Consider the following 22779-nt stretch of genomic DNA (forward strand, 5'->3'; position numbering starts at 1 on the left):
TTTACTTAGCCTGCTTTTCTTTTTGTAAAAAACAGCAAAAGTGGATTAGATTGTCTACTAAATTTAAAAAACAAATTCTTATTTACGAAATTAACATGATTTTTTAATCCGAAGTTCACATAAACGTTACATGCTGAAATAGGGAACGGAAATGGCTGACACAGCAGTGCCGATCTTCAGGTAGAACACCTAAAAACTGTGGTGAATACAGGGGTTTAAAGTGGATTTATACCCCTGTACGAATATTATCTAGGAAATTTTGTTTTGAGGCAAGCCGAAAACGATCAATGTAGAGACCCCGAATGGGGCTTAAAAAAATGAGCCTAAAACTGTAAACTAGCGTTTAAACAAAATTGTCTCCCGTTATATGTTGGAAGCACAACATAACTCTTTTTCGAATTCTGTAATCGACTGTCTACCAAAGGGAGCAACCAATAGGCGATTTTAGTACTTAAGATACCGACCCCAGCTCCCATAGCGATATCCGAGAACCAATGCTTGTCGTTGTACATCCGCAGATAACCGGTACCTGCTGCAACAGCATATCCTGCAATACCGTACCAAATTGACTCCTGTCTATATTCCTGCCAAAGCAGTTCGGCACCAACGAACGCAGTAGCAGCATGCCCTGAAGGAAAGGAATTATTCGCTGAACTATCAGGCCGCCATACGGGAATGGTGGATTTCATAATTTTCACGGTTGAAGTCATAATAATATTAGAAACAGCTGTCGTAAACAGGCGTTGTTTAAGGTTATGCTTGGCAGGCACCCCTACCGCGTCCAAAACAAATACTCCGGCAGTTCCAGCAAAGCGGGTGAAATCGTCCAACTTAATTTTTCGGCTAGTTCCTCTCGATACGCCGTCTCTAATGTCTTCATCTATCCCCTTTAAAAAAGGATTTCCTTTGGCAACGACACCATAGGTGATCAGTCCTACAGGAACAGCCAGTTCCTTGTAAGGAACTTTCTTAAAAAAATGAGATCCGCGGCTCGAATCCGACGGTTGTTCCGACAGAATTTGGGCAATTGAGGTAGCCGGTACTACAAAAAGTGAAACCAGGATACAATAAAAAATAAAGTATCTTTTGTAAGTGCTCATTTTATCCGTATTTATTTTATCGTGCGCAAAGATAATATTAAAATATCCAGTAAAAAAAGACAACGGGCATTGTCAACTCGGAAACTAAGCATCTTGCATCCACCTTCGTCAGAGGGTCAGCTTCCCTTATAGGTTGAATAGCCGTAGGGCGAAAGCGTAATCGGCACATGAAGATGTGTCTGCTCAAAAAGCGTAAACAAAAGTCCGCTGTTTCATGAATTGATGTGAACAGCGGGCTTTAGATTTAAAATTTATGTATGATCAAAGTCCTATCGTCACACCATTGGCAATGACCGCATCTTTTTTCACAACAACAATCCCATCACAGATCATATGCGTATCAAAATCGCCATCATTCAAACCCGGTCCACCAATGATACGAACGTCATCTCCAATTCGGCAGTTCTTATCCAAGATTGCGTTTTCGATATAACAACGTTTACCTACACCTACCGGTGGTGGCTTTTGTGTATTTCCCAACTCCAATACTTCTTCCAACTGCTCATAGTAATCAGTTCCCATCATGTAGGTCGATTTAATAACCGTTCCTTCACCAATACGGGAACGTATCCCAATAACAGACCTCTCCAGTTTATCGCCATTTAAAATACATCCATCGGCAATTACCGTATTATTTAACGTTGTACCCGAAATTTTCGAAGGCGGGAGCATCCGCGCACGTGTATACACGGTTTCATTAAACAAATTGAAATCCGGAATATCATCTGTCAATCCAATATTGGCATCAAAAAATGATTTGATGGTCCCGATATCGGTCCAATACCCATCAAATTGATAGCTCAATACCCGAAGTGCTTCGATAGCATCAGGTATAATTTCTTTACCAAAATCCATCCCCGGGTTGGCGATCAAAAGGTTGCGCAATATGTTTTTCGAGAAAACATAAATGCCCATGGATGCCAAATAATGCCTTCCCTGCTTATGCAAAACCTCCGAGACCTCCGAGGTCCAATTTAATACTTCATCCTTATCGGGCTTTTCGACAAAAGCAGTAATCTCATTCGCTTCATTCGCTTTTAAAATACCAAATCCCGTAGCATCTTTACCATTGACAGGTATCGTAGCGATGGTAACATCGCCTCCATTTTCAACGTGGAAATCAATCAGCTTTGAATAATCCATTTGGTACAACTGATCGCCAGACAATACAAGAATGTAGTCGTAATCGACATTAAGGAGATGCTTCTGCGTGCGCCTGACCGCATCAGCGGTACCCTCAAACCAACGATCGCCCTCGTTGGTCTGCTCTGCAGCCAAGATGTCGACAAAGCCCTTACTGAAAATGCTGAAATTGTAAGAATTTTTGATGTGTGTGTTCAAAGAGGCTGAATTGAACTGCGTCAGTACGAAGATCTTATTATAGCCTGAATTCAAACAGTTCGAAATCGGAATATCGACCAAACGATATTTTCCAGCTATTGGAACCGCTGGCTTCGAACGTTGTTGCGTCAATGGGAAAAGGCGCGATCCTCGACCTCCTCCCAATACAAGGGAAACTACTTTGTGTATCATACCTCAATCCATTAATTGGTTATAAAACTATTATCTTCAAGAACAGGGACCTGATCAGGTTTACGCTCGAGATCCTTTAAATTCAGGTTTAAGAATCCTTATTAAATTAGCAATTTTCCAGATAAGAAGCAAACACCAATTTTGATCAATGATTCTTTTTACAATAAAAGTCATTCTCGAAAAACGAACAGAACCATTCTTAATTTTAACCGATTAAAAGACGATGATTACAAGTCCGTGTCTCCCGTAGATTTAATATCCAAATAGACCACTGAATAAAAAAAGGCAGTAGATATAACCAACAAGCAATAGATTAATACCTATTTGCGGATATTTCTTTTGCGTAAATAACCATAGGATCTCAATAAAGGCATAAATAGACAAGGGTGCCGCAAGACTGACTGTCATAAAATAGAGTAAATATCCTGCCCCCAAACCATCATTTTGTTGCTTAAGAATCAAATATGGGACAAGAAGTAGCAGGAAGGCGATACAAACCACAGAAAAGCGGATAAAAAAATGTCGTTTCAATTTTCTATCTCCTTTAAGAGGTTTGTAGACAAACATAGTTAATCCTGATATATAGACAGTTAACAGCAAATAACCGATATAGTGATGCGCGCTCTCCAAACCATTCCAATCTTGGTTAGCATACGCAAGACCAACAATTAGAAATAAAACAATAAATAAGACTACTTTAATATAATTCATCTAAAAACACAGGGTACTTGCCCTACTAGAGTAATTGAACGCTATAAATTTTAATATCGTATGGCACGCAAGCGAATTACAAGACTTTGCTCCTTTTCGATAGCTCCCAAAATTGAAATTAGATGATCAACTTCCGAGAGGGTAGCTAAACGCAATTTTCATTGGAGAGAAGCACACTATTGACCTAATATTTATGTAAATTGCTAAAGTATATAGAACAAAACAGCTATGGATTCTTCACTATTGGATGAGAACTATTGGGATGAACGTTATAAGACCAAATCGACAGGCTGGGATATTGGCTACGCATCCCCTGCAATCATCAACTATGCAGCGGGGTCTATTGCTAAAGATGCGGCGGTTTTAATTCCAGGTTGTGGAAATGCTTACGAGGCGAAGGCTCTCCTTGCCATGGGGTTCAGTCAAATTACCTTACTTGATATCGCCCCAACACTCGTTGCAAAGGTAAAAAGAGAATTCGAAAATAACCCTAACATCCAAATTCTATGTCAAGATTTCTTCCAGCACCAGGGCCAGTACGACTATATAATTGAGCAAACCTTTTTTTGTGCACTGGATCCTTCATTACGCCCCAGCTATGTACAACAAATGCATACTTTGCTCAAGCCTCAGGGTATACTGATGGGCTTATTGTTCAAACGGGAATTTGCACAACAGGGACCACCTTTCGGTGGAGATCAAACGGAATATCAACACTTATTCAAATCTAAGTTTGACATTTTACACCTGACAAATTCCACCAATAGTATTCCCCAAAGAAAGGGAAATGAACTGTTTTTTGAGCTGCGCAAAAAATTGTCTACTTGTCCGGCATAACCCGATAAGTGGGATCTTCCACGATATTGACCTTCACAATGTCTGCTGCATCTTTTAGCAGTGAGCGACAATCCTCACTGAGATGCCACAATTCGATCTTTTTCCCTTGTGCGGCATAGCGTTCGGTAATTTTGTTAAGCGCATCCACAGCGGACATATCCACCACACGACTCTCCTTAAAATCTAAAATCACACGGTCAGGATCTTCCAAAACATCAAATTTATCCAAGAAGTTAGCTGTCGAACCAAAGAAAAGGGGTCCATAAATTTCATAATGCTTGATGCCCTCGGCATCCAAATATTTTCTTGCTCGAATACGCTTCGCATTGTCCCAGGCAAATACAAGTGCGGATACCACGACACCAATCAGCACCGCAAGTGCCAAATTATGTAAAACCACTGTAATCGCTGCGACAAGAATACCAACAAAAATATCAGATTTCGGAAATTTATTGACAATACGCAAGCTCACCCATTGGAAGGTACCTATTGCCACCATCATCATCACACCGACCAGCGCGGCCATTGGTATCTGCTCAATGAAAGGAGCACCTACCAAAATAATCACTAAGATGGTCATGGCTCCAATAAAAGAAGAGAGCCTCGTGCGTGCACCAGCATTTAAATTGACCAGTGTTTGAGCAACCATAGCACATCCACCCATTCCTCCAAAAAATCCATTGATTGCATTGGCTACCCCCTGCGCCATGGATTCGCGGTTTGCATTTCCTTTGCTCGCGGTTATTTCGTCCACCATATTTAGTGTCAAAAGCGATTCCACCAACCCTACTCCGGCCATCACCAACGAATACGGAAAAATCAGTTGCAATGTTTCCCAGCTCAGGGGTACATTGGGTAAATGTAAATGGGGTAATGTCCCACTGACAGAGGCTATATCTACTACTTTTTTGGTATCAATTCCTAAAAGAGAAACCAAGCCAAACACAACGAGAATAGCGACTAAAGAGGCCGGGACTGCCTTTGTGATTCGAGGAAATCCAATCACGATCAACATCGTCAGTAGAGTCAGTCCGCCCATGATGTATAAGGTACTTCCCGACATCCACTCCACCCCCGATCCTGTGTTCTCTTTAAATTGGACCACTTGCGCCATAAAAATAATGATGGCCAGTCCGTTTAAAAAACCGTACATCACAGGCTGCGGAATTAAGCGTACAAATTTCCCCCATTTAAAAAGTCCGACCAAAAATTGTAGAAGCCCCGCCAAGACGACAGCAGCAAAAAGATAATCAATACCGTGACTTGCCGCCAGGGCCATTAAAACAACCACTGTTGCACCAGCACCTCCAGAGACCATCCCTGGCCTGCCTCCCAAAACGGAAGTAATCAAACCCATTAAAAATGCTGCGTAGAGTCCCGTTAAAGGCGGTAATCCAGCCAAAATAGCAAACGAAAGTGATTCCGGAATCATCGTCATCGCGACCGTTAATCCTGCAAACAACTCATTCTTAAGATTGATCGATTTTATATTGAATATTTCAAAGGTATTGTTCATTTCTAATTACTTGAACAGGATAATTGCTGCAAAGGTACTAATCGCACAAACACTTTTATCCTATATTTGTTATTCTTTACAAATTTTATCGCAAAACAGTATGTTCATTTCGATCAAACAACGCATTAACCAACGTCACTATAGTCTCTTTATATTTATCTTTTGGGTGCTTGTCCAGCTCGGGAATATAGGGCCAAGTAAGGCAGCACTCCTTCCAGCAAGAGACTCTTTAATGAATTCAGACAGCCTATTTCGAGCGACATCAGTCGAAAAAAATCACTTGTTCCACCGCGAGCAGCCAAAACCATGGAACAATCATCGTATCAATGTAAAACAAACAGACAGTCTATTTGATTACCAAAAAAAGAACTTCTTAAGGGCGGGAATTGAGTGGTTCTCCATCCAGGCTATTCCTGCCTCGGTTAATTACTTCATTCGAAAAGATCCTGTTTCCCATATTTCCTTTAAAAACTTCTTTAGCCATTTAAAACTGTCTGCCTGGACCTGGGACGACAATCTTTTTGCAACGAATCAAATGGCGCACCCTTATCACGGTCAGTTTTATTTCAATTCCTTCCGATCCAACAACTATAGTTTTCTACAATCAACAGCTGCAACCGTAGCTGGTAGCTATATCTGGGAAACTGCAGGTGAAACCGAACCCCCATCCATCAATGATATCATCAACACAAGCTTTGGGGGTACTATTTTAGGTGAAATGACCCATAGACTATCGCATCATATTCTTTCACGACCAAGCCTAACTAAAGGACAACGTAATAAAAAAGAACTACTGGCCATGCTGATCAATCCGATAAACGGACTCAACCGATTGCTCGACGGGCGCTGGGGAGATAAGGTCAAGGGAGCTGTTATCGACAGTTCTTTAGTGCACACCGAAGTTGAATTGGGGCTAAGACGGTTTGATGCCAAAGAACATGACATCTTAAATAAAGGAAAGAATGACGTATATGCACGTATCAAACTGATTTACACCAACAATGATATAGACAAAAAGAAACCCTTTGATGACTTCTTCCTCAATTTGGAACTCGGATCAGATGATAGTTCCATTGTCAATGCGGTCAATGTCTATGCTTCGCTATATGGAAACCGTATTCTCTCCAATTTAACAGGACGCCACCGTGGTATCGTGTCTGCACATTTCGACTTTCTGCGCAATGAAGCTTTTTATTACGGATCCCAGAGCATCAATTACAATGTCTTTTCAAACTTCAATATTGGTAGCCGTACCAAGCTGACAACCATTCTTGGTGGTGGTCCGGTGGTATTGGCCGCTGTACCCGATCCCTACCTCCATTTTGGTGAAAGCCGCACATACGATTACGGACCCGGAGCTGATGTTAGGGCTTCGGCTACATTGAGCACATTGAACCGCTTTAAATTTGGTGTAGATTATCGTGGTGGATATTTTGTCACAATCAGTGGTAACAAATCCCACCATTTTCTTCATACGGCATCCACGAGTGCTTCAATGCGTATCTGGAAGAACTTTGGCGTCAACCTTTACTCTGGTTACTTTAGATTGGAAGGTCGTTATCAAGACCATAACAACGTAAACAAAGACTATCCTTTTGTCCGGATAGCCCTAGCCTACAACTCTGAATATTAGCTATAAAAAAAAGGCTTAACGCATTTGGTTAAGCCTTTCTCATCAATTTGTCCAATACTTCTTTAACGCTTCCTTTAAACGCGGGTCATACCCGTATATATCCGGATAAGTAACAATTTTACCTTCGTCATCCAACCAAGTTGTATAATACGTGATATAAACTGGCATCTGCCGTTTTAGTGTTACCCAGCGAGACTTTGAAATGGAATCTGTCGTAATTTCTTTCGCAATTTTTTCGGCCTGTTTTTCATTATTGACAAGATAAGAAGCCAAATCCACAGGTTTTTCTACACGCACACAACCATGGCTGACCGCCCGGTTGCTTTGCCCAAACATTTGTTTTGCCGGCGTATCATGTAGATAAATAGAATAGGGATTCTCAAACAGGAACTTTACATTCCCCAATGAATTATCTGAACCGGGATTCTGTTTGAAACGAAAATTCTCCACAGAATCCGAATTCCAATTGACAGTTGTGGGATCCACTTGTTTACCTTTGTAATAAGCCACCATATTGCGCGACGCCAAATAGTTTGGATTATTCCGAACACTTGCCAATAATTCTTTCTTAACAATACTGCTTGGAATATTCCATACCGGATTAACTTGCATGGCATCCAACATCCCCTGCATCACAGGCGTCTCATGGTTCTCACCTTTCCGCGTATATGCCGGATTGTCTGTTTCACCCACACACACATTCATCAGTTGGCTTGTCTTCCCATCTTCCATGATATGTAAACGCTGTTCAGGTATGTTCACAAATACATATTTCTCCGGAAAAGCATCCCCCATCCAGCGCAATTTTTCCAATACCATTAACACCTGGCTTCGTTGTGCACTGTTTAGATTCCCATTTTCCAACAAATCTTGAAATCTAGTATAATATTGATTTTTAGGCTGTATATCGGCCAAGACGTTTCCGATTTTCACGCTGTCCAACAAGTTGACAACTTTGCCATAGCTCATACGTTTTTGAGGAACGAAATACCTTCCATAAAGGCGTTTGGGATTAACCACACCATATTTGATACTGCTGATATAAGCCACGAGTCCATCAGTGCTCAATAAGTCAAGCTTCGCCAATAAAGGATAAACTTCGGCAACATCTTTGCCCTTCAGTTTTCGAAGCGAAAACAACGTTTCCTTAATCGCAGCCGTATGGAAATAACTGGTCCGAATACCATGCTCTTCGCTTCGCTCGAAGTAAGTAATCATAGTATCGATACTACCATCAAAGAGATGTTCGGCAATTAAAGTCATCCCTTCAGTAGAATCCGATAATTCCTTCATCCAGCTCGGATTAACCAATTGGGATTTTTCCTTAGCATACACGTCACGGAAGACTTTTACGTAAGCAGCTGTGTCAAAATCCTTATAGGACTTATTTTCAAACTCCTTCGCCAGCACATCGCCATAAGTTGGAGGGTTATCTTTACAAGAAAAAAATACTACTGAAATAAATGAAATAAAAACTAAAAATCGTAACATATTACAAATCGTGAAAAAGAAATGGCTTCGCAATAATGAAGCCATTTTCTGGGGACAAAGATAAATAATTCTTATGGTCTAAAGAATCTTACCTGTCATTGAATCACTACAGAATCAATCACTGTATTTTTTCAGAAAATCTTCCAGCAATTCCACCATATCGGTATTGCCCAAAAAAGCTGCTGATCGTTGGTGCAAAGTTTTTGGCTCAATAGCTAGTATACGCTGAGATCCATTCGAAGCTTTACCTCCGGCCTGCTCGATAATAAAAGCGATTGGATTGCACTCATACATCAATCTCAGTTTCCCATTAGGGTGTGCAGAAGTCGTTGGATAAAGAAAGATGCCCCCTTTGAGGAGATTACGGTGAATATCGGCGACCATTGAGCCGATATACCGTGACGCATAGGGGCGTTTCGTTGCACTGTCTTCCATTTGGCAATATTTGATATATTGCTTGACGCCGTTTGGAAATTTGGAATAATTTCCCTCGTTAATTGAATAAATTTGGCCCGAAGCCGGAATTTTCATGTCGGGATGGGATAAACAAAACTCGCCGATCGATGGATCCAATGTGAATCCGTTTACGCCCTTTCCGGTTGTATACACCAACATGGTTGAACTACCATAGATCACATAACCTGCAGCGACCTGTTTCGTTCCATGTTGTAAAATATCATTGCTATTACAAGAAACACCCGTATCAGAAATTCGTCGATAAATGGAAAAAATAGTCCCCACAGATACGTTGACATCAATATTGCTTGAGCCATCCAGGGGGTCAATACACACAATATATTTGGCATTTTTGGAAACCCCTGACTGGATGTAAACTGGATTTTCATGCTCCTCTGAGGCAACTACACAGCATTCGCCCCCACTTTGAAGTGCTTTGATAAACTGTTCATCAGCGTAAACATCCAGTTTCTTTTGTCCCTCGCCCTGCACATTAACCTGTCCTACATCGCCTAAAATATCAACCAATCCCGCTTTATTTACCTCTCTATTTACAATTTTTGCCGCAATTCCAATATCGCGCAAGAGTCTAGAAAGTTCCCCTTTGGCATATGGAAAATCGGCCTGTTTTTCAATGATAAATTGACCTAGTGTAGTTATACCACTCATAATATTGTTTTATTGGATATTTGTTGCACAAAGCTAAAAAAGTTAAACAAACTTTAGCAAACACATGCTGCTCATATTTAGCATTTTAGCAGACCAAATACGCAATCGATTGCGCTAAGTTTTGAAAACTCTTCTTTGCTAAAACGATTATTAGCTATTAAAAAGATAATAAAAGGTGGAAAGCAGTGGATAAATTTCAAAGAGCGACGATTAGAAAAAAAAACAATAAATGCTAAGTATTTGGTAATTTTGGCTAAATATTCTGATACAATGCAACAACTTATACAGCTCATCGAAAAGGAAAAATTGGGAAGCCAATTGGTAAAACAGCACACGTTGATCATAGATGATAAACAGGTCGTTCACGGCGCCCTATTCATGGTCAAAACCACAAAAAAAACATTTAAACTGATGATCCCGGCACCTTTTCACGAAGCATTGCTGAAAGAGCAGGTCAGCATCAATACATTGATCAAACATCCCCAAGTGATGCTATTAGCTTAATCAACGAGATATTCCACCCCTCATAACTACCCCCAAGCAAACAAAACATAGTTCGATTGTGTTTATCATAGCGTGATTTCGATGTTTTTCACATCACATTCCGTCTCCCGAAGACTAAAAAGCTGGCTCGACCTAGAAAATGGGGGCAAATTGAAAGCATATTATCAACGGGAAATTTTACAAAAAAACCCGGTAAAAGTGTAAAAATCACCTCGATATAACTTTTAACTTTAGGCAACAAAGACAACGCTATGCAACACCGCTATACACTTTCAGGAATGTCCTGTGATGGATGTAAAACAACAATCGAACATGCATTGAACGAGTTACCTGGGGTTCATGCCGAGGTGACTTTAAACCCACCAAGCATCACAATAACATCCCAGAAACACATTCCGTTACAGCAATTACAGGAAATAATATCCAAATTGGGGCCATATCAAATCGGCGAAGCACATCAGCATACTTCCGAAGTTCCCTCCGATCAATCCATGGAAGTTCCGCCTATCCATAGCGAACAGCAACACAATCATTCCGCTCAGTCAAATGCGACAATGCATCAGTCACAAACATTAGCTACGCCCGACAAAGTACATCATAGTACGTCTGCAGATAAATACTATTGTCCCATGCATTGCGAAGGCGATAAGCTTTATGACTCACCAGGAAGCTGCCCCGTATGCGGCATGAACCTGGAAAAGATCCCCATATTAAAGACAGACCTTCAATATACTTGCCCAATGCATCCTGAGATTGTACAAGACCATCCCGGAAATTGCCCCATATGTGGTATGGACCTTGTGCCTATAGCCAATGGTAATAATGCGGACGACGATCATACCTATCGTAATCTTCGTATGAAATTATGGGTCTCTATCCTATTTACTGTCCCCATATTTATACTTTCCATGGGTGAAATGCTTCCGGGCAACCCGATCGGTAAAATCATTCCGCCGAGCTGGTCGGGATGGATACAACTGGTTTTATCTTTACCGGTTGTTTTTTACACCTGTTGGTCTTTTTTTCAACGTGGCTGGGTATCTTTCAAAACCTGGCGCCTTAATATGTTTAGCCTGATTGCACTTGGTGCTGGAGCTGCGTTTGTCTATAGTTTGGTAGGTCTATTTTTTCCGCAGATCTTTCCTGACGAATTAAAAAATCACCATGGCTACATTGCGCTTTACTTCGAGTCCGTTACCGTCATTCTAACGCTGGTATTGTTAGGCCAGGTGATGGAGGCTAAAGCACATTCCAAAACCAATTCAGCGATCAAAGAACTGATCAAGCTGAGTCCTTCCGAAGCTACGCGCGTGGAAAATGGAATCGATAAAAAAATAGGCATAGATCAAATTCAACTTGGTGATATACTCAAAGTAAAACCCGGTGATAAAATTCCAGTCGACGGACAAATTACGGATGGCAACAGCAGCATCGATGAATCCATGCTGACGGGTGAACCTATTCCAGTAGAAAAGCAGGAAGGCGATCATGTCAGTTCAGGAACCATCAATGGCGACCGCAGTTTCCTCATGAAAGCAGAGCGTATTGGTTCGGACACACTCTTGGCTCAGATTATTCAACTTGTTAATGATGCCAGCAGAAGCAAGGCACCCATTCAACGGTTAACAGATAAAGTATCCGAGGTATTTGTTCCGATTGTCATAATCATTGCAATTTTGACATTTCTTACCTGGTGGCTCTGGGTTCCGTCTGCTTCCTTGGCGTTCGGCTTTGCCAATGCACTTGCCGTATTAATTGTTGCCTGCCCCTGTGCCTTGGGGCTCGCGACACCGATGTCCGTCATGGTTGGTGTCGGAAAAGGGGCCAAACATGGTATCCTGATCAAAGACGCAAGTGCGCTGGAAAAAATGAACCAGGTCGATGTGGTACTAACAGACAAAACCGGTACCATCACCGAAGGAAAACCCACCGTCGATGATATTCAACCAAACTCCTCCAGTAGCAAAGACGAAATATTGTCTTTGGCTGCCGCTTTAAATGCCAATAGCACACATCCTTTAGGTCATGCTATTATTGAAAGAGCAAAAAAAGAAAATAGTAAAACAGAAAGTAAAGTTTCCGATTTCGAAAACGTAGCGGGACAAGGAATCAAAGGAAACATAAACGGAAACAGTATAGCACTTGGCAATCAATTGTTGATGGAGTCTATCGGTATAGCAGTTCCACACGATATGAAGCAGATGGCTGAAACCGCTCAGTTCAATGGAAAAACGGTGTCTTTCCTCGCAAAAGATCAAACCTTATTGGGCTATTTTAGTATTTCAGATCAAATCAAGGCTTCATCGAAGCAGGCAATTCAATACCTCCAAAAACATCAAGTCGATGTAATCATGCTGACTGGAGATAATGTCCATACGGCAAAGGCTGTGGCGGATCAAGTCGGCATCAAGCATTTCAAAGCCAATGCCTTGCCCAAAGATAAGTTGCAAGAGATTCATACATTACAGCAACAAGGCCATGTGGTAGCGATGGCCGGTGATGGTATCAATGATGCCCCTGCCCTTGCTCAAGCCGATATCGGCATTGCCATGGGTACGGGTACCGACGTTGCCATACAAAGTGCTTCTTTGACTTTGTTGAAAGGAGATCTTACTGGAATTGCCAAAGCAAAAGTACTGAGTCATAAATTGCTTCGTAACATTAAGGAAAACCTGGGTTTTGCTTTTGTCTATAATATACTCGGTATTCCATTGGCAGCCGGCCTGCTATATCCATCTTTCGGAATTCTCTTGTCACCCATGATAGCAGCTGCCGCAATGAGTTTTAGTTCCGTTTCGGTTATTTTGAATTCTTTGCGCTTAAATCGTGCAAAGATCGATATCGATTAAAAACAGATATTCCCTATATTCGCTGCTACAATAACGACATATAGCTTACAGTAACATGCGTAATATCTTTTTAATCTTAATTACGGTTATCATCACGGTTGTCTGTGTCAAGAACCCGCAATCGGTGCAGCTCAATTTTATCGGGGAATCGCAAGTGGCACTATGGAAGCTACTATTGGCCTTTTTTATTGCGGGAATTGTATTTGTATCTCTATTGAAAATCGGAAAAAAGAAACAGCGGGCGTATGAAGAGGAAGAAATAGACGAATCGGAAGAAGAAAACGATCACAAAAAGCCTCAATTATCGGATGAAGATCGAGAATTCCTCTCCTAAAAGAAAAAATAAACCACTAAAAATGAAGCCCTAAACAGCTGTAGCGCATTTTTATGGCACAAATACTTGCGTGGAATAGGGATTAACCCTATCTTTGCATCACTTCAAACAAGGAACGGTAGTTCAAAAACAAAGAAGTAAGATTCCGTAGCTCAGCTGGTAGAGCAATACACTTTTAATGTATGGGTCCTGGGTTCGAATCCCAGCGGGATCACAAAAGAAAAGCTAATCGCAAGATTAGCTTTTTTTGTTTTAAAGCTATTAGGATCCGAAAAAAAGTTCGGCCGGGTTCGATCCTTTCGGGGCTCAGCAATATTAAAAATCACTATTTCCATTGATTTTTTTACAGAGCTAATTTAATAGCTTTGTTAGGCACATTAAATAGCACAACGGATGAAAAATTTTGTTTTACTTCTTCTAACCTTTTTATGTATTCCTGCTCATGCCCAAGATAAATTAGCCTCAACAGATTTGGCGTATCCTGATTTAATTCCGACACTAATGCAGAACAGCTTATATGGCTACTCTGACAAATCGCTAAACATTAAGATAAAAGCGCTTTTTGAAAAGGCAGAATTATTCGAGGCTGATTACAATTTCCAACTTTTCCATGTGAATAATGCCGAGATCATTAAATATGGAACAGCAGACTATGCCTGGGTTCTATTCAATGGTGAGCGATACCGCATCGATAAAAAGGGTACACGAGTATATAAATACAATCCAACCGATTTTAAAACAGGTGAAACAACCATTTATCTGTACAAAAATTCAACTGTTTATTATAGCGACAACATAGATCAAAACACACTCTTTCAACACATCAGAGACAACCGGAACGGAAAACAACTATTTCCGGACGAGCAATCCATTCAGGAATTTCGAACAAAAAACAAGGAGTTGATTGAAGAAGGTGTTAAATTGGTTTTTCAGCCCAAACGAAAAGAAATACCCTACATAGATTTTACCAGTGAACACACTTTACTGAAGGGAATAAAAAATAGCGAAACCAATCAGATCGTTGTTAAAGCAAAGTATGCGAATATCGAGGAACTTTATAATAATCCACTACGTGAACAGCAGTATCCGCTATTTATTGGCTATCGCGGTGACCTCGATAAGGAAATCTATGTCGGCTTAAATGGAACAGAGTATTACATCAAAGACTAGTGTAAAAATCATTAATTTCCAAGTTACAGTCCGTAAAGACACTATTGCAGCTGTCATTTCACTAACTTTGTTAATAAGACAGACCAGCATGTACAAAAACAATTGCCCCAGATGATAGAAAAACTACTCTTCGAAATGAATACTTATGCTGCGCTCAGTGCAGAAACAACAGACATTTTGAAAACTATCTTTCAGGTGAAGCAGTTCAAAAAAAATGAACATATTCTACGTGCTGGAGAATATGCCAAGTACTATTATTTTATCTGCAAAGGATTATTAGGCTATTATAAATTAGACGCTGATGGTAATACCATCTATAAAATGTTTTTTGAAGAAAATAGCTTTTGTGCTTCCACCGCCGCCATCATCACAGAAACACCGAGCGCGTTCAACATCGTTGCACTCGAAGATGTTGAGTTGATTCAGTATTCTGCCAAGGCTTTCCGTGAGCTTGTCCGGACAAAGCATGATTTAGCACTCTTTCAGATAGCCTACCTGGAAAAGAATTGGGTGGTCAAAAAAGAACCACTTGAAATCGAGCTGAAATGGGAATCTGCGAAGGAACGTTACCTTGAACTTCATCAGAACCAAGTGCTTTTCAAATGCCTCAAACAGCATCATATCGCCTCCTATCTTGGTGTAACTCCCACGCAATTAAGCCGCATCCGTAAGGAATTAAAAGAATAATTCCATCAACATCTGTATACGTTTTTAAAGATTATACTCTTGAATTTTGCCTTATAAAGATAAAATTTTAAGCTATGAAAACAGTATACACCCTCCTATTTTCTGCCCTTAGCCTACCACTGGCGGCACAAAAAGTCGTTAAGACAAAAATCCATAGTGCCAAAATGGACAAAAACATTGAAACCATTATAATTACGCCCGACATGAAAGACGGGATCAATTATAAAACAGTTTATATTCTCCATGGTTATAGCGGCACCCCCACCCGTACAGTGCAAGAAGACATTCCCGACTTAATCCAAAAAGCAAAAACTTTTCAGACTATTTACGTGCTACCAGATGGAGATTTCAATTCTTGGTACGTAGATAGCCCCATCGATCCACATTCACAGTACAGCACCTTTATCGGAAATGAGCTAGTCAATTACATCGATCATCACTACCCGACGCAACAAAACCGAAATGCGCGCGGAATACTGGGCTGGAGCATGGGTGGCTACGGAGCATTGCACATCGGCATAGCCTACCCACAAACATTTTCGATCGTCGGAAGTTCATGCGGCGCACTTGATTTTGACCGCTTCGGACAGGCCTACCAGCAATATCAGGTAGACAAGGTATTGGGCGATTTCAAAAATCTGAACGATGTAGACCGCATCTACAGCAACGAAGATAAAATGAAGCACAATAAACAACGCTATATCCTCGATTGTGGAACTGAAGACCTGCAAATGCTGGAAATGAACCGTACATTCCACAAGCATCTGACCAACAAAAACATCGAGCATCTTTACATCGAATCAAAAGGCGGACACGATACTGCTTATTGGAGCAAATCACTATCACAACAGTTGGCTTTATTTCAAAACTACTTTCAACATGAAGGATTATAGATCGACACTCTATGTTGCTGCAGGCGCTTGCAGCTATGGACTACTCGCAACAATTGTGAAATATGCAAACCACTTAGGGATACACACAAGTCTGTTGACTTTTCTGCAGTTTATGTTTGGTTTTCTCTTTTTGCTGGCCTTTAATCTGTTGTCAAAACGTCACACAAAAGAACATAACATCATCAAATTTTCATCAAAAATTAAACTGATGGTCTGGGGCATTTCCCTTGGTCTAACAACAACACTTTACTATCTCTCCATCCAATATATTCCCGTATCCGTTGGGATTATCCTGCTGATGCAGTCTATTTGGATAAGTTTAGTGGCAGAAGCAGTGCTACTGAAAAAGCTCCCATCAAAAGGTAAACTAGCAGGAGTGATTATTGTTTTGCTCGGCACGACCTTAGCAACCAATTTATTCCAAAACAATAATGCGCTTGATTACAGAGGAATAATACTGGGTTTCGGAGCGGGAATAAGTTATGCGCTGGCAATTTATGCTTCAAGCACAGTGGAGAAAGAGTTACCGAGTTCGGTACGAAGCCAATTCTTGGTTTTAGGCGGACTGCTGCTCATCGTAGCATTTTGGAACATGGATATTATTCGGTATATACAACCTAACGCATTACCCTGGGGATTATTGATTGCCATTTTTGGAACGATTCTTCCACCCTTACTATTTACAAAGGGAATCCCGAAAACTGGAATAGCGATGGGAAATATTATTTCAAGTCTGGAAATCCCCGTTTCAACCTTATCTGCCATGTTGGTTCTGCAGGAAGTTGTTTCAGGGTTCCAATGGTTTGGCATACTCCTGATTTTAATGGCTGTCATCATAATTAATGTTGGTAAGTCGTAATAGCCAGCCAACGACTAAATCTATTATATTGCCATAAGATCAGCCCCCAAACCGGAACTATGGTTGCAGCCATGTGGAGCATTTCAAATATATTGGATGCTCCACCAGTTTGGATCAGAAAGGACGAAAACAATAGGCTAATAGCAGCGGGCAATAAAACAAAGGAAAGTGCCCGTGCAAGCCTACTGCTTCTGAATTGCTTATTTAAATTTAGAAAAATAGATATCGTACCAATCGCAATACAGAGTGCTACGAATGAAAGCAACGATTCTGTAAAAAAGGGCATGTAGCAACGTGCTCTTTTTGCAGCCTCATTATTTGCCTGAAGTATGGCTGTAAGGACAAAGGTCGTCGATACACTAAACCCTATAATTCGCAGAAAAATAAAACTTAGCTTTCTTTTCATCGGCACAATATTTTAAAATAAACAAAACCGCGAATAGGCCTGAACTTCTCGTCCCCTCCTATTTTCCCTTAATAAATTTCGACCAGGCCCCTTCCGAGCGCCTCAATTCCAAAACCGAATTCAAGGCTGACTTCTCACATAGCATAACTGCTAAACCCGCGTAACCTTTAAACGACAAGAATCTTTTTAAAGATGCAAATTAATCCTTGAAAGATAAATGCCAAAGCACTATTGGACGTGGTCCTGACGATATTGGACGGATGGAGCTTAATGTTTATCGGCATGCTACACCTGAATATTTTTTCATTTTTTTACTAAGGTTTATCCTTCCTGTTACGTATCTATCTAAAATTATACACCATGAGATTGACTGATGATATCAAACAACTAATCATAAAGTACATCGGCGACAACTTAACGTCGGATGAAAAGACCGATTTAAAGCTATGGTTGGACGAATCAGCAGAACACCGTATTTTTTTTGAAGACCTTTTAGATCGCGATGATTTTATCAACGATTTAAATCAATGGAGCCTACTCCAGGCCTCAGATACGATGAATTGGAACGAAAGGTTAAAGACAAAGACCCTAGAAACCATTCGAACCTCCGCCATTAAACCATCTCCTATAAGAAACCTAAAGCGTTTGCTACCCTACGCTGCAGCTTTAATAAGCCTAATTTTAGGTGGTCTGATGTATTTCATAGTGGTAAAAAAACAGGCTACACCGATCAGCTATCGAATGGTCTTAAATGATGTAGAAGCACAGAACAACAACGCTGAAATACGACTTTCGAATGGCAAAGTACTTCAGGTATCGAGTCAGAAAGGAGCCCTGGTTTCAGGGGATAAATTGACCTACGAAGACGGTACTGTTCTACAAAACGAATCTTTAAAAGAAGATCTGATGGCCACAGTTAATACCCCCGCCGGCACAATGCTGAAACTCCAATTGGAAGATGGCTCGGAAATTACACTCAATGCGAAAACAACACTCAAATACCCGCTTCATTTTGCAAAAAACAAACGTGTTGTTGAAGTTGACGGTGAAGCCTATTTCAAAATTGCAAAAAATAAAAAGGTTCCATTTCAGGTCGTTTCCAATGGACAGCTCATCGAAGTCACCGGTACCGAATTCAACGTAAACACCTATTCGAAATCCCAGAGTAGTACAACGCTTGTGGAGGGAAGCATCAATCTATCCGCGCAAGGGCAAACGTTACAGCTCACACCCAACCAACAAGCGCTCTTAGCTTCGGGTCAACTATCCAAAAAAGTGGTCGATCCCGCTAACTACATCGCATGGCTCGACAATAAATTCTATTTTAATGAAACGGACCTTCATACTGCCCTACAATTGATCGGTCAATGGTATGACCTGCAAATCATCTACACGCAACCGATAAAAGAAACACTATTATATGGCGAAATTCAACGTACGAAAAGTCTATCGGCAGTCCTAAAAATTTTGGAACGTAGCCATATTAAATTTGAATTGATTCAAGAAAATGGCATCCGTAAACTCTTTGTTTCAAACTAACCAATTATCCATGAAATAACCCAAAAACAACAATTATGAGAAAACCAACCTAAGGAGACAAAACGAGATACTAAAAAAAGCCGACCAATGCTACGAACATTAATCGGCCATAATAGCGATCTCCATTTTTGACCGATTTACCCAATCAGTTTAACAATAGATTATATCCCTAATTCAACAAATTTATGAATTTTAAATTTCTTGTTCATAGAAATCGAATTGCTGTGAACATTCCCAAGCAATGGAAGACCAAAAGGAAGCTGAGCGCATTTTTTACTCTTGCATGTGTTGTTAAGCTGTCTGCAGCCAGCTACGCACAATCAATCACGATTAACGCCAAAAAAATGTCATTGGTGCAGGTACTACGTACCATCCAAAAACAGAGTGGCGTCCCCTTTCTATTGAATGGTAAAGAACTTGCTGAACTAAAAATTGAGGCGCAGGTTCGCAATATGCCTTTAGAAAAAGCTGTACCGATCCTTTTAAAAGGCCAACCTGTGGATTGGAGTTTTCAGGATAATATGCTTGTCGTAACGAAGTTAAAAACAAACCACCTAACGTATGACCTTCCAAGCAATTACGTCTTAGTGCAACAAAACCACACCATCAAGGGAAATGTTCACGATAGCAAAGGAACCGCGCTCCAAGGTGCAACAATTATGATAAAAGGTTCGACAAAAGCAACTACTACAGATGCAAGTGGTAACTTTCAGATTGAAGCAAATAATAACGCCGTACTTGTCATTAAAATGATCGGCTACCAAACCAAGGAAATCCCGTTGGCCAACCAGCCCTACCTCAATATTGAACTTAGCCAGCATATAGACGCATTGGAGGAAGTCGTCGTCGTAGGCTACGGTACGACAAAAAAGAAAGAACTAATCGGTTCGGTTTCCCAAGTTGATGGGAAACAACTCGCCAAACGCTCCGTTCCCCAGCTTGCTCAGGCCCTCACAGGTCAAATGCCGGGCGTGACCGTCATACAGCGATCTGGCCAACCCGGGGCAGCAAACAATACGATACAGATTCGTGGTGTGGGATCATTCGGCGCCAGTACCGACGCACTTATTTTAGTTGATGGTATCCCCACCAATTCCTTTAATGATATTGACCCAAATGATGTTGCCTCGATATCGGTATTGAAAGACGCCTCCTCAGCAGCCATATATGGAGCTAGAGCCGCAAACGGCGTTATTCTGGTAACAACAAAAACAGGCGCAGCTGGCGGAAAATTAACGGTCAATTACAATGGTTATTATGGGATCCAAAAGCCAACAGCATTCCCCGAATTTGTCAACTCTTGGGAGTACGCTTCCTTACTCAACGAAACCACAAGTGGTGGCGGTGGTTATACGGCCGAAGAAATCCAAAAATTTAAGGATGGCTCAGATCCTGACAATTATCCCAATGCCAATTATATGGCAAGCTCATTTAAGTCGCAAGCAACACAAACAGGCCACAATTTAAATATATCCAATACCACAGATAAAATACAATACACCTTATCTGCTGGTTTTTTGAATCAAAAAGGTATTGTCATCAAAAACAATTTTGACAAATACAATGTCCGCCTCAATCTCATATCAAACCTCAATGACAAGCTCAAATTAACGACGCGGGTAGCAGCAATTCAGACCGAAACAGACGAACCGGCAGCACCGGCAACGCTCGACTTCTCCCGCATGACGGATATCATTTCTCAGGTGATTCGCTATCCCGCCATATACCCTATTCGGTTGAGCAACGGTGACTGGGGCGCAGGAAATAACCTGAAATGGACACCCGTATCTTTCCTGGAGAGCGAATCCTTCTACAAAGAAAAAGTATCCAATATCTCGGGAAACGCAAGGCTCGATTGGAAACCGATTTCAGATCTGACCTTATCCGCTATTGGCGGGTATACGCAGACGAATGGCCGTACAAAACTTTTCAGAGCTTCGCAACGGATCAACAATTCCATAATTCTGGGCCCCTCAAATCTGAACCAAAGTGCGCCCTACGACACTTACAAAACTTTTCAAGCTTTAGCAGACTACACGAAGACTTTCGGGTCGCATAACCTGAAAATATTAGGTGGTTATTCTTTCGAAAAAGGCTACAGCGAAGGTTTAAGCGCTTACCGCCAGAATTTTCCCAGCAATGATCTTACCGAGTTAAATGTAGGTTCACCAGATGGGCAACAGAACGCTGGGACAGCCTCAGAGTGGGCATTAGAATCATTATTTGCACGCGTACAATATAATTATGCCAAGAAATACCTTGTCGAGGGTGTTGTTCGATACGATGGGTCATCCCGTTTTCCAACCGATAAAAAATATGCTACCTTCCCTTCGATTGCAATAGGTTGGTTGCTGAGTGAAGAATCGTTTATAAAGGACCATTATAGTTGGATCGACGAATTGAAAATCAAAGGATCTTATGGGGTACTTGGAAACCAAAATATCGGAAATTACCCGTATCAAAATATTTTAAATACCGGATATAACTACCCCTTTGGTAATGCAATATCTCCAGGCTTAGCTCGAACCACCATTGTTGACCCTACCCTACGCTGGGAATCGACCCGAACGGCAGATGCGGGCATGGAAGTGGCTTTATTTAAAAATTTATTGACATTCAGTAGCACCTATTATAACCGATATACTTACGATATTTTGGTGAGCCCAGATTCTAGTGTTTCGAATGTGCTAGGTTTTGACGTCGGCCTACAAAATTCTGGAAAACTACGAAACACAGGATGGGAATTTACGTTAGGGCATCAAAAAAAATTAAATGATTTTTCTTACAATGTAAATCTAAACTTCTCTACGGTCAAAAATAGGGTCGTCGATTTGGGTGTCGGCAATATCAATCAACCTAATGGCTTAGTGGGAAATGGTTCAACCCTATTTATCGGTTACCCCATCCAATCCTACTACGGCTACCAGGCCGATGGCTTATTTATCGATGCTGCTGATATCGCAAGCTATGCCAATCAAACCAGCATCAACCCAAAACCGCAACCAGGCGATATCCGATACAAGGACATCAGTGGCCCCGACGGTGTCCCTGATGGAAAAGTAGACGCTACGTACGACCGAACTGTGATTGGATCACGTATCCCCAAATACACCTACGGGATGAATATCGGGATGAGCTACAAAGGGTTTGACTTAGGAATACTTCTTCAAGGTGTAAGCGGTGTTAAAGGCTTATTGGACAATTATGCTGGATTTGCGTTGACACAAAACGGCAATATCCAACGCTGGCAAGCTGACGGCAGATGGACAGCCGCCAATCCCGATAGAAATGCCATTTATCCAAGAATTGAACAATTGCCGAATACCGGCACACCCAATACCCTGCTATCAGACTATTGGTTACTGGATGCGAGCTACCTACGACTCAAGAACATCCAATTGGGCTATACCATCCCTAAGCACATCCTTACCAAATGGAAATTGTCGGGTTTAAGGGTTTACGCAAATGCCGAAAACCTATTTACCAAAAGCAACTATAGAAAAGGCTGGGATCCCGAAATCAATTCAAGCGGTGCCTACTACCCTATTATGCGCAATTTTACATTTGGGGTTAACCTAAGTTTCTAACCGAT

19 protein-coding genes and 1 tRNA gene are annotated in these 22779 nt (G+C 41.1%); 12 read left to right on the top strand and 8 right to left on the bottom strand.

Translation table 11 applies throughout. The features are described from left to right. Positions 1-323 precede the first annotated feature (323 nt). The 4 genes from B4Z47_RS17435 to B4Z47_RS17445 form a co-directional block, all read right to left on the bottom strand. Entirely contained in the window at positions 324-1100 is a 777-nt protein-coding gene (locus tag B4Z47_RS17435; protein ID WP_070561926.1) for a phosphatase PAP2 family protein, read from the bottom strand. A gap of 116 nt (positions 1101-1216) precedes the next feature. Continuing rightward, the gene (locus tag B4Z47_RS24760; protein WP_083295797.1) at positions 1217-1300 is read right to left on the bottom strand and encodes a hydroxyisourate hydrolase; all 84 of its coding nucleotides are present in this window, start codon (positions 1298-1300) and stop codon (positions 1217-1219) included. Between the two features lie 61 nt (positions 1301-1361). Beyond that, positions 1362-2633: a glucose-1-phosphate adenylyltransferase gene (locus B4Z47_RS17440; RefSeq protein WP_070561925.1), complete on the bottom strand. Its 1272-nt coding sequence runs from the start codon at positions 2631-2633 to the stop codon at positions 1362-1364. Between the two features lie 252 nt (positions 2634-2885). After that, the gene (locus tag B4Z47_RS17445; RefSeq protein WP_070561923.1) at positions 2886-3344 is read right to left on the bottom strand and encodes a hypothetical protein; all 459 of its coding nucleotides are present in this window, start codon (positions 3342-3344) and stop codon (positions 2886-2888) included. Between the two features lie 228 nt (positions 3345-3572). Between B4Z47_RS17445 and B4Z47_RS17450 the strand changes: the two genes are divergently transcribed. Next, on the top strand, positions 3573-4181 hold the full coding sequence (locus tag B4Z47_RS17450) for a methyltransferase domain-containing protein (protein ID WP_070561921.1): 609 nt from the start codon (positions 3573-3575) through the stop codon (positions 4179-4181). Here the strand turns inward: B4Z47_RS17450 and B4Z47_RS17455 are convergent. Continuing rightward, entirely contained in the window at positions 4165-5697 is a 1533-nt protein-coding gene (locus B4Z47_RS17455; RefSeq protein WP_115048082.1) for a SulP family inorganic anion transporter, read from the bottom strand. The two genes, B4Z47_RS17450 and B4Z47_RS17455, sit on opposite strands and share 17 nt — an antisense overlap. Positions 5698-5797: 100 nt before the next feature. Here B4Z47_RS17455 and B4Z47_RS17460 point away from each other — a divergent pair, with 100 nt between their 5' ends. After that, the gene (locus B4Z47_RS17460; RefSeq protein WP_053003933.1) at positions 5798-7330 is read left to right on the top strand and encodes a DUF3943 domain-containing protein; all 1533 of its coding nucleotides are present in this window, start codon (positions 5798-5800) and stop codon (positions 7328-7330) included. A gap of 42 nt (positions 7331-7372) precedes the next feature. Here B4Z47_RS17460 and B4Z47_RS17465 read toward each other — a convergent pair whose 3' ends face one another. After that, the gene (locus tag B4Z47_RS17465) at positions 7373-8821 is read right to left on the bottom strand and encodes a L,D-transpeptidase family protein (protein ID WP_083295796.1); all 1449 of its coding nucleotides are present in this window, start codon (positions 8819-8821) and stop codon (positions 7373-7375) included. A gap of 114 nt (positions 8822-8935) precedes the next feature. After that, complete coding sequence (fbp, locus tag B4Z47_RS17470; RefSeq protein WP_070561917.1) at positions 8936-9946, bottom strand: class 1 fructose-bisphosphatase; 1011 nt, start codon at positions 9944-9946, stop codon at positions 8936-8938. A gap of 270 nt (positions 9947-10216) precedes the next feature. On the opposite strand from fbp, the gene B4Z47_RS17475 reads away from it, so the two are divergent. The 8 genes from B4Z47_RS17475 to B4Z47_RS17510 all read left to right on the top strand — a co-directional run bounded on the left by B4Z47_RS17475 (position 10217) and on the right by B4Z47_RS17510 (position 17242). Then, positions 10217-10450, top strand: a complete 234-nt coding sequence (locus B4Z47_RS17475; protein WP_046676375.1) for a hypothetical protein — start codon at positions 10217-10219, stop codon at positions 10448-10450. A 251-nt stretch (positions 10451-10701) separates the two neighbouring features. Beyond that, on the top strand, positions 10702-13299 hold the full coding sequence (locus B4Z47_RS17480; RefSeq protein WP_070561915.1) for a heavy metal translocating P-type ATPase: 2598 nt from the start codon (positions 10702-10704) through the stop codon (positions 13297-13299). A 55-nt stretch (positions 13300-13354) separates the two neighbouring features. Then, positions 13355-13633, top strand: a complete 279-nt coding sequence (locus B4Z47_RS17485) for a lipopolysaccharide assembly protein LapA domain-containing protein (protein ID WP_070561913.1) — start codon at positions 13355-13357, stop codon at positions 13631-13633. Positions 13634-13774: 141 nt separating this feature from the next. Then, positions 13775-13847 (top strand) — tRNA-Lys (locus tag B4Z47_RS17490). A gap of 179 nt (positions 13848-14026) precedes the next feature. Beyond that, complete coding sequence (locus B4Z47_RS17495; RefSeq protein ID WP_070569787.1) at positions 14027-14803, top strand: hypothetical protein; 777 nt, start codon at positions 14027-14029, stop codon at positions 14801-14803. Between the two features lie 111 nt (positions 14804-14914). Beyond that, positions 14915-15490, top strand: a complete 576-nt coding sequence (locus B4Z47_RS17500; protein ID WP_070569785.1) for a Crp/Fnr family transcriptional regulator — start codon at positions 14915-14917, stop codon at positions 15488-15490. Between the two features lie 74 nt (positions 15491-15564). After that, entirely contained in the window at positions 15565-16383 is an 819-nt protein-coding gene (locus tag B4Z47_RS17505) for an alpha/beta hydrolase (RefSeq protein ID WP_115048077.1), read from the top strand. Further along, positions 16370-17242, top strand: coding sequence for an EamA family transporter (locus B4Z47_RS17510; protein ID WP_070569781.1), 873 nt, complete (start codon positions 16370-16372; stop codon positions 17240-17242). Before B4Z47_RS17505 ends, B4Z47_RS17510 begins: the two co-directional genes overlap by 14 nt. On the opposite strand, the gene B4Z47_RS17515 is transcribed toward B4Z47_RS17510, so the two are convergent. Then, a complete protein-coding gene (locus B4Z47_RS17515) occupies positions 17223-17648 on the bottom strand; it encodes a hypothetical protein (RefSeq protein ID WP_070569779.1) in 426 nt (141 codons plus the stop codon). The genes B4Z47_RS17510 and B4Z47_RS17515 overlap by 20 nt on opposite strands. Positions 17649-18008: 360 nt before the next feature. Between B4Z47_RS17515 and B4Z47_RS17520 the strand changes: the two genes are divergently transcribed. Together B4Z47_RS17520 and B4Z47_RS17525 are read left to right on the top strand one after the other, a co-directional pair. Beyond that, positions 18009-19187: a FecR family protein gene (locus tag B4Z47_RS17520; protein WP_115048075.1), complete on the top strand. Its 1179-nt coding sequence runs from the start codon at positions 18009-18011 to the stop codon at positions 19185-19187. A 185-nt stretch (positions 19188-19372) separates the two neighbouring features. Beyond that, on the top strand, positions 19373-22774 hold the full coding sequence (locus B4Z47_RS17525) for a SusC/RagA family TonB-linked outer membrane protein (RefSeq protein ID WP_115048074.1): 3402 nt from the start codon (positions 19373-19375) through the stop codon (positions 22772-22774). Positions 22775-22779 lie beyond the last annotated feature (5 nt).

The sequence above is a fragment of the Sphingobacterium sp. UBA2610 genome, from assembly GCF_002339225.1.
GTDB classification, from domain to species: Bacteria; Bacteroidota; Bacteroidia; order Sphingobacteriales; family Sphingobacteriaceae; genus Sphingobacterium; species Sphingobacterium multivorum.

Bases quoted from the DNA above. Each gene is read 5' to 3' on its own strand.
- B4Z47_RS17435 (WP_070561926.1), bottom strand. From the start codon at position 1,100: ATGAGCACTTACAAAAGATACTTTATTTTTTATTGTATCCTGGTTTCA.
- B4Z47_RS17440 (WP_070561925.1), bottom strand. From the start codon at position 2,633: ATGATACACAAAGTAGTTTCCCTTGTATTGGGAGGAGGTCGAGGATCG.
- B4Z47_RS17445 (WP_070561923.1), bottom strand. From the start codon at position 3,344: ATGAATTATATTAAAGTAGTCTTATTTATTGTTTTATTTCTAATTGTT.
- B4Z47_RS17450 (WP_070561921.1), top strand. From the start codon at position 3,573: ATGGATTCTTCACTATTGGATGAGAACTATTGGGATGAACGTTATAAG.
- B4Z47_RS17455 (WP_115048082.1), bottom strand. From the start codon at position 5,697: ATGAACAATACCTTTGAAATATTCAATATAAAATCGATCAATCTTAAG.
- B4Z47_RS17460 (WP_053003933.1), top strand. From the start codon at position 5,798: ATGTTCATTTCGATCAAACAACGCATTAACCAACGTCACTATAGTCTC.
- B4Z47_RS17465 (WP_083295796.1), bottom strand. From the start codon at position 8,821: ATGTTACGATTTTTAGTTTTTATTTCATTTATTTCAGTAGTATTTTTT.
- fbp (WP_070561917.1), bottom strand. From the start codon at position 9,946: ATGAGTGGTATAACTACACTAGGTCAATTTATCATTGAAAAACAGGCC.
- B4Z47_RS17475 (WP_046676375.1), top strand. From the start codon at position 10,217: ATGCAACAACTTATACAGCTCATCGAAAAGGAAAAATTGGGAAGCCAA.
- B4Z47_RS17480 (WP_070561915.1), top strand. From the start codon at position 10,702: ATGCAACACCGCTATACACTTTCAGGAATGTCCTGTGATGGATGTAAA.
- B4Z47_RS17485 (WP_070561913.1), top strand. From the start codon at position 13,355: ATGCGTAATATCTTTTTAATCTTAATTACGGTTATCATCACGGTTGTC.
- B4Z47_RS17495 (WP_070569787.1), top strand. From the start codon at position 14,027: ATGAAAAATTTTGTTTTACTTCTTCTAACCTTTTTATGTATTCCTGCT.
- B4Z47_RS17500 (WP_070569785.1), top strand. From the start codon at position 14,915: ATGATAGAAAAACTACTCTTCGAAATGAATACTTATGCTGCGCTCAGT.
- B4Z47_RS17505 (WP_115048077.1), top strand. From the start codon at position 15,565: ATGAAAACAGTATACACCCTCCTATTTTCTGCCCTTAGCCTACCACTG.
- B4Z47_RS17510 (WP_070569781.1), top strand. From the start codon at position 16,370: ATGAAGGATTATAGATCGACACTCTATGTTGCTGCAGGCGCTTGCAGC.
- B4Z47_RS17515 (WP_070569779.1), bottom strand. From the start codon at position 17,648: ATGAAAAGAAAGCTAAGTTTTATTTTTCTGCGAATTATAGGGTTTAGT.
- B4Z47_RS17520 (WP_115048075.1), top strand. From the start codon at position 18,009: ATGAGATTGACTGATGATATCAAACAACTAATCATAAAGTACATCGGC.
- B4Z47_RS17525 (WP_115048074.1), top strand. From the start codon at position 19,373: ATGAATTTTAAATTTCTTGTTCATAGAAATCGAATTGCTGTGAACATT.